Origin of the sequence: Erythrobacter longus (genome assembly GCF_000715015.1) — a bacterium.
In the GTDB taxonomy this organism is placed as follows: Bacteria; Pseudomonadota; Alphaproteobacteria; order Sphingomonadales; family Sphingomonadaceae; genus Erythrobacter; species Erythrobacter longus.
This window is the reverse complement of the sequence record NZ_JMIW01000001.1, coordinates 819247-833475: the sequence shown is the minus strand read 5'-3', so window position 1 is coordinate 833475 and position 14229 is coordinate 819247. Positions and strand designations below refer to the sequence as shown.

Sequence of the window (14229 nt, the reverse complement as noted above, 5' to 3'; positions counted from 1 at the left end):
ATTCCCATGAATGTTCTGATCCGGGCTAGTGCTGCCCTTTCCATTGCCGTCACCACCTTTGCTGTGTGTCTTCCTGTTCATGCACAGGCGCAGGACCTGATCTCACCGCTTGGGCCGGTTTATGATGTGCCCGAACCCAAAGCGGTTCAGGGTGAGGGGGAGACCCCTTGGCTTTATGAAGACAGCAATGTCCCGGTCGACCGGGAATGGGTCTTTGGCGAGATGGACAATGGCCTGCGCTATGCGGTGCGCCGCAATGGTGTGCCGCCCAATCAGGTGTCGATCCGGGTGCGGGTTGATGCAGGGTCCCTGCACGAAACCGATGATGAGCAAGGCTATGCCCACCTTCTCGAACACCTCCTTTTCCGGGAGAGCAAATATCTGGGCAAGGCCGAGGCGATTGCCGCATGGCAGCGACTGGGCGCGACCTTTGGCGCAGACGCAAACGCTGAGACAAGTCCGACACACACCGCGTACAAGCTTGATATTCCCGATATTGGACCGGAAAAACTGACCGAGAGTTTCAAACTGCTTTCCGGCATGGTTCGTGAACCGGTTTTGAGTGATGAGAATGTTGCGGCTGAATTGCCGATTGTGCTTGCGGAAAAGCGCGAGCGCGGCGGGGCGGCTTTGCGGGTTAGCGATCTGACCAGACGGACCTTTTTTGCAGGGCAGCGCCTGTCTGTTCGCAATCCGATTGGCACTGATGAAACGCTGATCGCGGCGAACGGCTCGAAGGTTCGGGCCTTTTATGACCGTTGGTATCGCCCTGAAAAGACGGTGATTGTCGTCTCTGGCGATGCGGATCCCATGGTGCTTGCCGGGCTGGTCGAACAATGGTTCGGCGATTGGGATGGAACGGGCGAGCCGGGTGTTGACCCCGATTTTGGCGATCCGGTTGCGCCAGAAGGCGCAGCGAAAATCAGCGGCACCGATCTGCCCATTGGTGAACTTGGCGTGGCGGTAGAGCCCGATCTTCCGCGCAACCTCACTTATGCGATCATGCGTCCATGGCGCAAAGTGCAGGACACGATTGTATACAATGAAGGCCTGCTGCTGGATGCGTTGGCCCAATCGATCATCAACCGCCGGTTGGAAGCGCGCGCGCGCGGTGGTGGGTCGTATCTTTACGCGCAAGTTAGTCAGGATGATGTGTCGCGTTCAACCGATGCGACCTTTGTGACCTTCGCCCCCTTAAGCGATGACTGGGAAGCGGCATTGGCCGATGTGCGCGGCGTGATCGCCGATGCGATTGCCACCCGGCCAACCCAGGAAGAGATCGACCGCGAGGCGGCTGAATTCGAAGTCGCTTTTGTCAATTCGGTTGAGCAGGAAAGCGTGCAAGCAGGGCGCAACCTTGCAGATAATATCGTCAACGCCGTCGATATTCGCGAGACCGTGGCAAGCCCGCAGGTCGTGCTTGACGTGTTTCGCGGGATGGAAGCGCGGCGAACCCCGGAAGAGGTTCACGCCCGCACCAAAGCCTTGTTCGAGGGCGATGTTGTCCGCTCTGTCTATGTGACGCCGTCGATTGGCGAAGCGGATCAGGCGAAACTGCAATTGGCGCTGGCAAGCGAAGTGACAGTTGATGCGACAGCGCGGCTGGCTGCGGAAAGCATTTCCTTTGATGAACTTCCTCCCATCGGCAAACCCGGTACGATCGTCGAAGAAGGCCCCTTGGGACTGCTTGAAATACAAAAGGTCAAATTCGCCAATGGTGTAAACGCGATCCTTTGGGCCAATGATGCAGAGCCGGGGCGCGTGACAGTAAAAGTGCGCTTTGGCGCAGGCTACCGCGCTTTTGACGCAGACAGCGCCGTTTACGCAGCGCTTGGACAATCGGCTCTGGTTGGCTCTGGTATTGGCGAGCTTGGCCAAAATGAACTTGACCGAATTGCCACCGGGCGAAAGCTTGGGTTCGATTTTGGCGTGGATGATGCGGTTTTCACTTTCACCGCGCAAACCCGGTCGAGCGATGTCGAAGATCAGCTTTATCTGTTTGCGGCAAAGCTGGGTATGCCGCGTTGGGATGCTGACCCCGTTATCCGGGCAAAGGCTGCGTCAGAGCTTGCCTATAACACCTATTCAACGGGGCCTGGTCCTGTCTTGAACCGCGATCTGGAGTTTCTGGCCACAGGCGGCGATCCGCGCTTTGCAACGCCGACGCCTGCGATGTTGAAAACCGTGACACCGGAAGGTTTCCGCGAGGTGTGGGAGCCGCTGCTCTCGCAAGGGCCGATCGAGGTGCTGGTGTTTGGCGAATTCGACCAAGCCGCCATCGTCGAAAAATTGCGCACAACCTTTGGCGCTTTGCCAGAGCGCGCGCCGATTTCACCAGAAGTGGCGGCCCGCGTTCCCTCTTTCGCTGACGTTGATCCCGCGCCCATGGTGCTCAATCACCGCGGCGATGCCGATCAGGGTGCGGCTGCAATCATCTGGCCAAGCGGTGCAGGCATGACCCGCATTCGCGAATCGCGCCAGCTTGAGATTCTCATCCAGATTTTCAGCAACCGCCTGCTCGAATCCATGCGTGAACGGGTCGGGGCAAGCTATGCACCCCAGGCCTTCTCCGACTGGCCAACCGAGATTGACGCGGGCGGCAAGATTGTCGCTCTGGCTCAGCTAAAGCCGGAATTTGTGCCAGTCTTCTTTGCCGAGGCCGAAAAAATCGCAAGCGACCTTGCGACAACACCGCCTACACTTGATGAGATCGCGCGTGTCACCGAACCGCTTAGCCAGCGTGTGCGCCGCGCATCGACCGGCAATCAATTCTGGCTCTATAATCTCGAAGGGGCGAGCAATGATCCTCAACGCATTGAGCTTTTACGGTCGTTGCTGGTCGATTATTCGCAAACCACGCCCGACGTGATGAAGTTTTTAGCGGATCGTTACTTTGCAAGGTCCAATCCGCTTAAACTGGCGGTGATCCCAGAGGGGCAGGAATTGGCAGAAGTGCCTGAAGGACAAAGCCTTCCTGTTGCAGCCGCACCCGCTGTACGCCCTGTGCCAGCAGCAAGGCCAGCGCCAAGGCCAGCGGTGGTCCCGATCCAAGGGCGCTAGCCACAATCGACAGCGTCGATCAGACAGTCCTTGAAATAAAGGTGTTGCGGGCGTCCAGATGCCTTTACATATAGTACGCACGCGCTAAGGCGCGCGCCCGCACTTGATTAAATAACGACCAAATAGTCTCAGAAGAAACGAGTTTAAAAGTGTCCCAAAACTGGCAACCAGAAAGCTGGAAAGAATTCGAAGCAAAGCACTTGCCTCATTACGAGGACCCGGCCGAATTGGCCGATGCAGAGGCAACACTTGCGGCCTATCCCCCGCTTGTCTTTGCGGGCGAAGCACGCGCTTTGAAATCAGATCTGGCCAAGGTTGCCGATGGCCGCGCCTTCCTTTTGCAAGGCGGCGATTGCGCCGAAAGCTTTAAGGAGTTTCACCCCAACAACATTCGCGACACTTTCCGCGTGTTGTTGCAAATGGCGGTGGTGATGACCTTTGGCAGCAAGCGCCCTGTGGTCAAGGTGGGCCGCATGGCGGGCCAGTTTGCCAAGCCGCGCTCGTCTGCGACCGAGACAATCGGCGATCTGACCCTGCCAAGTTATTTCGGTGACAACATCAACGGGATCGACTTTGACCCGGCTGAGCGCCGCAATGATCCGGGCCGGATGGTCCGCGCCTATTCGCAGGCCGCCTCGACGTTAAACCTGCTGCGCGCATTTGCAGGCGGCGGGTATGCAAACCTTCGCCAGGTGCACCAATGGACGCTTGATTTCATGGGCCGCACGCCGTGGACGGAAAGATTTGCCGAGACCGCCGATCGCATCGGTGAAGCGCTCGATTTTATGGAAGCGTGCGGAGTTGACCCCAACACAGTGCCGCAATTGCAGGGAACCAGTTTCTACACCAGCCATGAGGGGCTGCTGCTCCCTTATGAGGAGGCGATGACCCGGCAGGATTCGCTGACAGGCGAATGGTATGCGACATCTGCACATATGCTGTGGATCGGTGATCGCACCCGCTTTCCGGGCAGCGCTCACATCGAATTTGCGCGCGGCATTCAAAACCCGCTGGGCATGAAATGCGGACCCTCGCTTGAGCCTGATGTGCTCCTGAAATTGCTGGATGAGCTTAACCCATCACGCCAAGCCGGTCGCATCACTTTGATCGCGCGCTATGGCCATGACAAGGTCATCGATGGCCTGCCCAAATTGGTGCGCGCTGTGAAGGCGGAAGGGCACCCGGTTGTGTGGTCATGCGATCCGATGCACGGCAATGTGATCAAATCGGAAAGCGGTTATAAAACGCGGCCCTTTGATCGCATCTTGTCAGAGGTAAAGGGCTTTTTCGATGTCCACCGCGCCGAAGGCACACATCCGGGCGGCATCCATATCGAGATGACCGGCCAGGACGTGACCGAATGCGTTGGCGGCGCGGTTGCGATTACGGACGAACGTTTGGGCGACCGCTATCACACGCATTGCGACCCGCGCCTTAACGCTGAACAATCCTTGGAGCTGGCCTTTGCCTTGGCAGAGATGTTGAACGCGGAGGTCAAGGACCAACGCGCAGCCGACGCGGCGTAATTGAGTGCAAAGCCAGGGTCTGGACCCTAGGTAGTCTTACCGGGGCGGCTTATTGCGGCTGATTTGGCTATGGCCCAAGGGTTATGCCTGCTTCGGCCATCACCTCTTTTTTCCCTGTTGCGGCTCTTTCCAAGGGCAGCGATGATGCTGTGGCCCTGGAGCCTGAGGTCGCCGAGACAAGCGCCGATATGCTGCGGGCATTTCTTGGCAATGATACGCTCCTGTGGGGCTGTCTTGCGATGGCGCTTATCGCATTTGCGACCGTAGCAAAGGTTGCATCAAGGCGCCGCCAAGCTGGCAAGGCGAGCCGTATGGCGCGGGCGCAGTTCGATGCGATGCATAGCTTCCTTGATGCGGTAAGGGCAGGACAGGCCAGCGCCAAACAGGGTATGTGGCACTTTGATTTTGCAACCGGCACGCAGCAATACTCGGAGAACCTGCGCGCGGTTCTGTCGGGGATTGCGCAAAGACCTGTAGCAGACGAACAGATCGAGGCGATGTTGGCAGATGCGGGGCTCAACCTGGCAAAGCTTGCGCGCGATCATTTCGACGAAACGCAGCCATATGAAGCGACGTTTGCTCTGAAAACCGAGGACACCCAGGCGCGCGCCATGGTCCTTAGAGCGTGCAATTTTCGCGGGCACAGCGGCGAGGTGCAGCGCGTTGTTGCCATCATCAGCGAGGCCCCGGTTTTGGCCCAGGCGTGAATGATTGTCATAGATATGAGACAGTTCGTTGCGTAATCGAACAATGACTTTGCAGTAAAGCTCGCTTATGGTTGGGGCTCAGACACCCGACACAGGATCGAAGCTTGCCCAATCCCGTCTCCTCGCTGGCCGCGAACCAAGCTGAGCTTTCGCTCGCTGAGCGTTTTGCTCACACGCGCGCGCTGATGGAAAGCCTGGTCGAACCGCTTTCAGATGCGGATGCGACGGTCCAGTCGATGGAGGATGCCAGCCCTGCAAAATGGCATCTGGCGCACACGACATGGTTTTGGGAGACGTTTCTGCTGCGCGAATATGGGCGCGAATATGCGGGCGGTGCGGGCGGATACCGGCTTTACAATGAAGAATGGCCCTTCCTCTTCAACTCCTATTACGAGGCAGAAGGCGCGCGCATCTCTCGGTTTTCGCGAGGGATGTTGTCACGGCCGACCTTGGGTGAAGTGCTGGAATGGCGTGCCCATGTTACCCGCGCGATGGAGGCGCTTCTCGACAACCGCGCACTGAGTGATCTGATCGCGCTCGGCATTGCGCATGAGCAGCAGCATATCGAATTGCTGTTAACCGACATCAAGCACGCCCTGTTTCAAAACCCGCTTGGCCCGGCCATGTGGGATGCCGATCTTGCACCGGCATCTGCGCCGCAAACAGGCGAGGCGGGTTGGCACGAACACCCCGGCGGCATTGCTTTGATCGGCGATGATGAAAACGGGTTCGCCTTCGACAATGAAGGTCCGCGTCACCGTGTTTTGCTCGAACCCTTCGCGCTTGCCGATAGGCTTGTGACGGTTGGTGAGTGGCAGGAATTCATCGCTGATGGCGGGTATGGAACCGCCTCGCTGTGGCTGTCCGATGGGCTTGCATGGGTGCGCGAAAATGCGATTTCAGCGCCGCTCTATTGGCGGGAGGATGAACATTTCACCCACACCGGTTGGCAAACCCGCGATCCAAACGCGCCGGTAACACACATCTCCTATTTCGAGGCTGACGCCTTTGCCGCCTGGGCAGGCGCACGGCTTCCCACTGAATTCGAATGGGAAGCCATTGCGCGAGGTCAGGATGGCGAGGGCTTGCCTCAGGCACATAATGCGGAAGCTGGAAATCAGCTTGGTAAAGCGTCACCGCCTTTGCCCTCTGGTGGTTCACATCTGTTTGGCGATTGCTGGCAATTCACTCGCTCTGCATATTTGCCCTATCCCGGATTTCGCCCTGCGAAGGGCGCGGTGGGCGAATACAACGGCAAGTTTATGAGCGGCCAGTGCGTCCTCAAAGGCGCAAGCTGCGCCACGGTGCGCGGCCACTCGCGTGCGTCTTATCGCAACTTCTTCTATCCGCATCAGCGCTGGCAATTCACCGGGCTGAGGCTTGCAAAGGACCTTTAACTTCCATGAGCACTCTTGAAGGTCTGAAATTGGTCCAACGCGATGAGGGCGGCGTTGTCACGGCCTTTAGAGAGGACGTGCTGCGCGGTCTTGCGCAAGAGCAAAAGGCAATCCCAGCGCGCTGGCTTTATGATGATGCGGGCTCGCAATTGTTCGAGGATATTACCCAGCTTCCCGAATATTATCCTACACGCGCGGAAACCGAGATATTGAAGGGGCAATCAGACAGCTTTGCTAACATGATCGCGCCGGGCTGCGCGGTGGTGGAGTTTGGCTCTGGATCGTCTGTTAAGACGCCGCTCCTGCTCTCTGCGATTGATCCTGCCGCCTATGTCCCGCTGGATATTTCGGGCGATTTCCTGCGCGCATCGGCAAAGGAGCTGGCGGGCAAATTTCCCGATCTTCCCATCCATCCGGTCGAAGCCGATTTCATGGGGCAGGTCCAATTGCCAAGCGACGTTGCAAAGCTTCCCAAGCTTGGCTTTTTCCCCGGTTCCACCATTGGCAATATGGTTGCACGCACCGGGGTTGATCTGCTGCGTTCTATGCGAGAGACTTTGGGCGAAGGCGCAAAGCTACTTATCGGAATGGACCTTATTAAGGACACCGACGTTCTGGAAGCCGCCTATGATGATGCGGCCGGGGTGACGGCGCAGTTTAATTACAACCTCATCCGGCGCATCAACCGCGAATTGGAGGGCAATGTTGATCTTGGCGCACTTGTCCATGAAGCGCGCTGGAACGATGATTATGCGCGGGTCGAGATGCATCTGGTGGCACGGCGTGACCTCGATTTCACCGTGGCTGGCACGCAATTCTCGCTCGCCAAGGGTGAGAGTATTCACACCGAGAACAGCCACAAGTTCAACCGCCGCACGTCCGCCATGATGCTGCTGGCGGGCGGATGGGAGCCGCAGGCGCGCTGGCTTGACAGCAAGGGGCTGTTCTCGCTCATCCTTGCCGAAGCACGGCCCAATCGCAGCGCCCCCTAAAGTCCTCTCGATATGGTTGCAACCAATGCGTGATCTGCGCATTGAGCGGACATGAAAACAAACAAAAGCGAAATTCTTATCATCGGCGCCGGAATGGCGGGGCTCTCTTGTGCGCGTGCTCTGGCCGAGGCGGGGATCGACGTGTGCGTGCTCGACAAGGGGCGCGGACCCGGTGGCCGGATGGCGGCAAGGCGCGCTGAGGTCGCAGGCGAAACCGTATCGTTTGATCACGGTGCGCAATACTTCACCGCGCGTACTCTCGGATTTCAAAAGCTTGTCAAAGCGTGGGAGGGGCAAGGCGTCGTCTCACGCTGGCCAGCGGCAGGCGAAGAGGCGTGGGTTGGCACTCCCGGAATGAACGGTCCCATTCGCGCCATGGGTCTTGAAACGGATGTGCGCTGGGGCACGCGGGCTCTGGCGGTCAAACGTGACGCTGACGCTTGGTTTGTGGATGCAGGGGACGAGAGCTTTACCGCGAAGACTGTGCTGGTCGCTGTCCCGGCTGAACAAGCGGCGGAATTGCTGCAAGATATATCGCCCGAATTGGCCAGGGTTCCCGCATCAGTGCAATCAGAACCGTGCTGGGCCGTCATGGCGGCGTTTGGGGAGCGCCTACCGATAGCAGAAGACGGCCTTCGCGATTCTGAGGCAGCGATCTCATGGGCTGCGCGCAATTCGGCAAAGCCACAGCGCGCCGGCGAAGAGTGCTGGGTGCTTCACGCAAGCCCAGCAAGGTCACGTGAAATCATCGACCTTCCAAAAGAGGAAGCGGCGCAAGTCCTGCTCGCAGATTTCTTTGCGCAAACACGCATCGACGAGATCGAGCCTGAGCACTTGGTTGCCCACCGCTGGCTATACGCCATGCCCGTGGCGGTTGCGGGGGAACCTGCGCGATATGACGCTGATCTTAGAATCGGCATAGCGGGCGATTACTTGCACAGCCCGCGCGTTGAAGGTGCGTTTGTATCGGGACAAGCGCTTGCGGCACGCGTGCTTCGCTCCCGCTCTTGAAGAGGGGTGTAAGCGCTTCAAATTGAATGGTAAGTGGCTGGGGTGGCAGGGATCGAACCTGCGAATGCCGGTACCAAAAACCGGTGCCTTACCACTTGGCTACACCCCAGCAGGAAGGCGCGATATAGCGGGTCTTTCGCGGATGTGAAGGCCTCATTTTGACAAAATCACGCCAATCTTGCGCGTCGCCTCGAAAGATCAATCTCTGCCTCGGCCAACACTTCGCGATTTATCCCATAAAATGCGAGCGCGAATGCGGCGGGAAGCAGGAGCGCTGCCGGGATAAAGGCAAACGCAAATTGAATGCCCATAAGCGCCAATTCGCTCTGCTGACCTTCTGCCACGAACCCGGTAAGGTCCAATGCCGCGCCCGGGATGAATGACCCCACACCGACGCCTGCTTTCACCCCGAACACCGATGCCGCGATCACAAGAGCGGTCATCTGGCGGGTGGTTTTCCAGTCGATATATTCCGCGATGTCTGTGAACATCGAATATGACAGCACCATCAGCATCCCAAAGCCTATGCCGATGACATACTGCAAAGCGGTCTGCGGCCACACCGCATCCAAGGGCAGGGCATAAAACACCATAATGAATGCCGCCATGCCGAGGCCTGCTACGATCAGCATGTGCGATTTTTCAAACCACCTCGCCGCGATACTGCCAAGGATAACGCCCGAAACCTGACCAAGCGCGAGCGAAGTCAGAAACAAGGCCGGGCGATCGAAGAACAGGAACACCGGGCTCCCATCATCGCCCGCAACATATTTGAAGAAGAACGGCGCGGTTGCTGCGCGCGCAGCGATGGAGGTGACGCCAAGAATTGCCGCGATTGCGACAGCGATCCACGGTCCGGTCCGCAAAAGAACGCCAAGGTCGCCCGCGACAGAGCCGTTTTGTTCAACGGGCGGGATGCGCTCTTTGGTGGTGGCGAACGTGGTGAGAAGGCAGGCGACCGATACGGCGGCGATACACGATATGGTGAGGAGAAGGCCCAGCCGCTCATCCCCTGCGCCCAATTCTCTCACCAAGGTTGTGCCAAGCGCCCCCACAAGAATGCCTCCAAGGGCGGAAAAGAACATTCGGTAGGCTGTGACCCGGCTGCGTTCCTCAGATGAAGGCGAGATTACGCCAAGCAGCCCGCCATAGGGCACGTTTGCCGCTGTAAAAGCCAGCATGCACAACGAATATGTCGCATAGGCCCAGATCAACAGAGCTGTTCCGCCCATGTCTTCAGGCGCGCTGAAGATAAGGATCATGCTGAGGCCAAGCGGGATTGCTGCAAACAGAATATAAGGACGGTAGCGCCCCCAGCGTGTGCGCGTGCGATCTGCGAGCACGCCCATCATAGGGTCGGTCACCGCATCGATCAGCTTTGTAATGAGGAACATGAGGCCGATTGCAGCAGGGGCAAGACCGCCCAGATCGACAAAGAAATAAAGGAGATAGAAGCCAAAGAAATTGAGCATGAGGCCGGAAGCCAAATCCCCGACGCCATATCCCAGCTTTTCGCCAAGGCCTACGCGCCCGTCTTTTTGGTGTTGCAGCGTATTGGCCAAGTTAAGTGTCCCTCATCGCTCAAACGACAATGGGCTGGAAGCCGCTAAACTTCCAGCCCATTCGTCTGATCACAGGGTGCTTTGGTCAGCCAGCGTCCCTCAGAAGGTGAAATCGAGGTTCTTGCCGTCAAAGTCTGCTGGCGAATGGCGCTCCAAAAGCTGCTGGTCCTCATCGCCCCAAACCTTGTTTACCAATCGGCCGCGCTGGACACCGGGGCGCTTGGCAATCTCGCGCGCCCAGCGCGCGACATTTTCATATTCGTCGATAGATAGGAAGGTTTTGGCATCGTTGTAGATCGTGCCTGCAAAGAAGGGGGCAAGCCATGGGAAGTTTGCCATGTCGGCGATGGTGTATTCATCACCGGCCAGAAATTGCGTCTTGGCAAGCTGTTGGTTCGCCACGTCAAAGATACGCTTGGTTTCCATCGCATAGCGGTTGATCGGATATTCGTACTTCTCCGGCGCATACGCATAGAAATGCCCAAAGCCGCCGCCGATGAAGGGGCCGGTGCCCACTTGCCAGAACAGCCAGCTAAGCGTTTCAGCACGCGCGGCTGGGTCGGTGGGGAGGAATTCGCCGAATTTTTCTGCCAGATGGACAAGGATTGCGCCGCTTTCGAAAACGCGAACGTCTTTCTCGCCGCTTGCATCGACCATCGCAGGAATTTTGGAGTTGGGGTTCACATCGACAAAACCGCTGGTGAACTGCACGCCCTCGCCAATATTGATCGTGTAAGCGTCATATTCTGCGCCCGCATGGCCCTTTTCGATCAGCTCCTCGAGCATGATAGTCACCTTCACGCCGTTGGGCGTGGCGAGCGAATACAGCTGAAACGGATTGTCACCACGTGGCAAGGCCTTGTCCTCGCGCGCGCCAGCGGTGGGGCGATTGATGCTGGCAAAGCGACCACCGCTTGTCGTGTCGGCGCTCCAGACGGCAGGCGGTGTGTAGGTTGGATCGGCCATATTCTCGTATCCTTTTTCTCGGGGCAAGGTGCGTTCTTTGCTGCCGGTTATGATGCAAAAGGTGGCGTGTTCTTGAGCTTGTTGCAAGCGGCCCCGTACAAGCTTTCACTGTCAGCGGGTAAAGCGCACCTTGTGCAGATGCTTGGAGCTTGGGCGGTTAGGCGCTAGGAGGCGCATATGGCTGAAAACACGCACCCCTTTTACGATATGCACGCCCACGGATTTGTCCGTGTGGCCACCGCAACCCCGCGTCATCGCACCGGTGATGTGGACTATAATGTCGAGGGAATTCTCGCAGAAGCCAAGAAAGCAGCAGCGCGAAACGTGGACCTTGTGGTCTATCCTGAGCTGTGCATCTCTTCGTATGCAATCGATGATTTGCTGCTGCAAAACGCGCTGCTTGACCAAAGCGAGGCGGCGATTGGGGCCATCGCCGAGGCAAGCGCGGATTTGGCGCAGGTCCTGATCGTAGGCGCACCGCTGCGGCGTAATGCCAAGCTCTACAATTGTGCGATTGTGATCGCAGGCGGCGAGGTTTTGGGGGCGGTCCCCAAATCCTATCTCCCCAATTACCGCGAATTTTATGAAAAGCGCCACTTTGCCCATGGCCGGGGTTGTCAGGACTTGTGGATCGGAGTGAACGGCGAAGAAGTGCCCTTTGGCACTGACCTTGTGTTCTCTGCCTCAAACCTTCCGGGTTTCACCTTTGGCGTTGAAATTTGCGAAGACTTTTGGGCGCCCAATCCGCCCGGCACTCTGGCGGCGATGGCGGGCGCATTGATCCTGTGCAATCTGTCTGCATCACCCATTACCATCGGGCGTGCGGATGATCGTCACTTGCACTGCCGGTCAAGCTCGGCGCGCTCCATTTGTGCCTATGTCTATTCGGCCAGCGGTCACGGCGAAAGCACCACTGATCTTGCCTGGGACGGGCAGGGAGTGGTTTATGAATTGGGCGATTTGCTGGCGCAAAGCACCCGCTTTGACCTCGATCCCGAACTTTGCGTGGTCGACGTGGACACTGACCGCATCGCGGGCGAGCGGATGCGCAATCAGACGTTCTCTGATGCAGCAGAAGCGCATGGCCGCCCTGAAGATACCTTCCGCCGCGTGGTATTCGAACATGGGTATGCGCCGGGCGATATTGGTCTGGAGCGACCCTCACGCCGTTTCCCATTTGTGCCCAATAACGCAAAGACCCTGGACGAGGATTGCTACGAAGCGTTCAACATCCAAGTGGATGCGCTTATGCGCCGGATACAGGCGACGCGGGCAAAGAGCCTTGTGATTGGCATTTCAGGCGGACTTGATAGCACCCATGCGCTGATTGTGGCGTGCAAGGCGTGCGACCGCTTGGGGCTCGCGCGAAGCACTGTGCGTGGATACACAATGCCCGGCTTTGGCACGTCGGACGGGACAAAATCCAACGCATGGAAGCTGATGGAAGCATTCGGCATTACGGCTGAAGAGATTGATATCAAACCTTTGGCCACAAAGATGCTCGAAGATATCGGCCATCCTTTTGCAAGCGGTGAGCCCGTTCACGACGTGACGTTCGAAAACGTTCAAGCCGGGCTTCGGACCGATTACCTCTTCCGCCTTGCGGGCCAGCATTCAGGTTTTGTCGTGGGCACCGGCGATCTCAGTGAGCTTGCGCTTGGCTGGTGCACATACGGCGTTGGTGACCATATGAGCCATTACGGCGTCAATTCAGGGGTGCCAAAAACGCTGATCCGTTTCCTCATCCGTTGGACGGCCCAGACCAAGCAATTCACCGATGAGTGCGGCGAAATTTTGCTGAGCGTTTACGACACCGTGATCTCGCCTGAGCTGATACCGGCGAGCGAAGATGGAGCCTTACAGGATACAGAGGCGACCGTTGGCCCATATGAGCTGACGGACTTTTTCATCCATCACTGCATCCGTTTTGGTCAACGCCCCAGCAAGATCGCCTTCCTCGCGTGGCACGCATGGCGCGATGCGTCGGCTGGCGCATGGCCCGAAGGTTTCCCCGAACATCGCAAGAATGATTACGACCTTGCCGAAATCGCCAAATGGCTTGAGCAATTCCTGAAACGCTTCTTCGGCTTTTCGCAATTCAAGCGCAGCGCCATTCCCAATGGGCCAAAAGTGTCATCTGCGGGCGCGCTGAGCCCCAGAGGTGACTGGCGCGCGCCAAGTGATGGTGTGGCCGATGTGTGGCTTAAGGAATTGAAGTCGAGCCTCCCTCTCGATTGAGAGGGAGGCCTGCGACTTAGGCTCAGGACCTATTAATCCCACCTTCGAGGTTTGAAGCAAAATGGCCTTGTGCAAGGAGTAAAGGGCGCTTTCGCCCGATATGTTCGTCATTCCGGCGCCTCGATGGAGGGATTAATAGGTCCTGAGCCTAGGCCGTGATGGATGTGATTTTCTCATGCGCCGCCGCGATCTTGGATTCTGCATCAGTGCCCATAATTCCGTCGGCTGCGATCACTGCGACGTCGTGAATGCCGAGAAACCCAAGGAAGAATTTGAGCCAGCTCGACATAAAGTCCATGTCCGAACCCACCGGCGTGCCGCCAGACGCGATCGTGATGTAGGCTTTCTTGCCGTCCAGCAGGCCTTGCGGGCCGTTTTCGGTGTATTTGAACGTCGTTCCAGCACGCGCGACCAGATCGGCCCATGCCTTGACGCTGGCTGGCACACCGAAATTGTAGATCGGTGAACTGATGACGATGGTGTCGGCGGTCATCAATTCGGCGATCAATGTGTCGGCAATCGCTGCGAGTTCGGCTTGTTCGCCGCTACGTTCCCCCGGCTCAGTGAGCCCTGCGCTAAAACGCTCTTCGCTTTGATAGGGAAGGTCGTTTTGGGCCAAGTCGCGGTGAGTAACGCTCGCACCTGATTTGGCCACAAGACCGTCTGTAAGCGCCTTACCAAGCTGGGTGGAAATGCTCTCATTACCGCGAATACTGGCTGTGATATGGAGGATGTTGGACATGGGAATGGCTCCTTAAAAATGAGGAATA

10 protein-coding genes and 1 tRNA gene are annotated in these 14229 nt (G+C 57.6%); 7 read left to right on the top strand and 4 right to left on the bottom strand.

Annotation, left to right across the window (positions count from 1 at the left end; genetic code table 11):
* The first annotated feature begins 6 nt into the window (after positions 1 to 6).
* From EH31_RS04070 to EH31_RS04045, 6 genes are all read left to right on the top strand, one after another.
* Complete coding sequence (locus EH31_RS04070; protein ID WP_051698921.1) at positions 7 to 3060, top strand: M16 family metallopeptidase; 3054 nt, start codon at positions 7 to 9, stop codon at positions 3058 to 3060.
* Between the two features lie 149 nt (positions 3061 to 3209).
* Complete coding sequence (locus EH31_RS04065; protein ID WP_034958231.1) at positions 3210 to 4586, top strand: class II 3-deoxy-7-phosphoheptulonate synthase; 1377 nt, start codon at positions 3210 to 3212, stop codon at positions 4584 to 4586.
* 83 nt (positions 4587 to 4669) lie between these two features.
* Positions 4670 to 5293, top strand: a complete 624-nt coding sequence (locus EH31_RS04060) for a hypothetical protein (protein ID WP_034958230.1) — start codon at positions 4670 to 4672, stop codon at positions 5291 to 5293.
* 104 nt (positions 5294 to 5397) lie between these two features.
* Positions 5398 to 6690 (top strand): ergothioneine biosynthesis protein EgtB, encoded by a 1293-nt coding sequence (egtB, locus tag EH31_RS04055; protein ID WP_034958229.1) that lies wholly within the window; start codon positions 5398 to 5400, stop codon positions 6688 to 6690.
* A 5-nt stretch (positions 6691 to 6695) separates the two neighbouring features.
* The gene (gene egtD, locus EH31_RS04050) at positions 6696 to 7682 is read left to right on the top strand and encodes an L-histidine N(alpha)-methyltransferase (protein WP_034958227.1); all 987 of its coding nucleotides are present in this window, start codon (positions 6696 to 6698) and stop codon (positions 7680 to 7682) included.
* 51 nt (positions 7683 to 7733) lie between these two features.
* Positions 7734 to 8693, top strand: a complete 960-nt coding sequence (locus tag EH31_RS04045) for an NAD(P)/FAD-dependent oxidoreductase (RefSeq protein WP_034958225.1) — start codon at positions 7734 to 7736, stop codon at positions 8691 to 8693.
* 34 nt (positions 8694 to 8727) lie between these two features.
* Here the strand turns inward: EH31_RS04045 and EH31_RS04040 are convergent.
* From EH31_RS04040 to yghU, 3 genes are all read right to left on the bottom strand, one after another.
* Positions 8728 to 8802, bottom strand: a tRNA-Gln gene (locus tag EH31_RS04040).
* Between the two features lie 58 nt (positions 8803 to 8860).
* Entirely contained in the window at positions 8861 to 10255 is a 1395-nt protein-coding gene (locus tag EH31_RS04035; protein WP_051698920.1) for an MFS transporter, read from the bottom strand.
* A 99-nt stretch (positions 10256 to 10354) separates the two neighbouring features.
* Positions 10355 to 11221 carry a glutathione-dependent disulfide-bond oxidoreductase gene (yghU, locus tag EH31_RS04030; protein ID WP_034958224.1) on the bottom strand — a complete coding sequence of 289 codons (867 nt, stop codon included), beginning with the start codon at positions 11219 to 11221 and terminating at the stop codon, positions 10355 to 10357.
* Between the two features lie 177 nt (positions 11222 to 11398).
* Between yghU and EH31_RS04025 the strand changes: the two genes are divergently transcribed.
* Positions 11399 to 13459, top strand: a complete 2061-nt coding sequence (locus EH31_RS04025; RefSeq protein ID WP_034958222.1) for an NAD(+) synthase — start codon at positions 11399 to 11401, stop codon at positions 13457 to 13459.
* 148 nt (positions 13460 to 13607) lie between these two features.
* Here the strand turns inward: EH31_RS04025 and EH31_RS04020 are convergent, their stop codons facing one another.
* Positions 13608 to 14201, bottom strand: a complete 594-nt coding sequence (locus EH31_RS04020; RefSeq protein WP_034958221.1) for an FMN-dependent NADH-azoreductase — start codon at positions 14199 to 14201, stop codon at positions 13608 to 13610.
* Between the last annotated feature and the right edge of the window lie 28 nt (positions 14202 to 14229).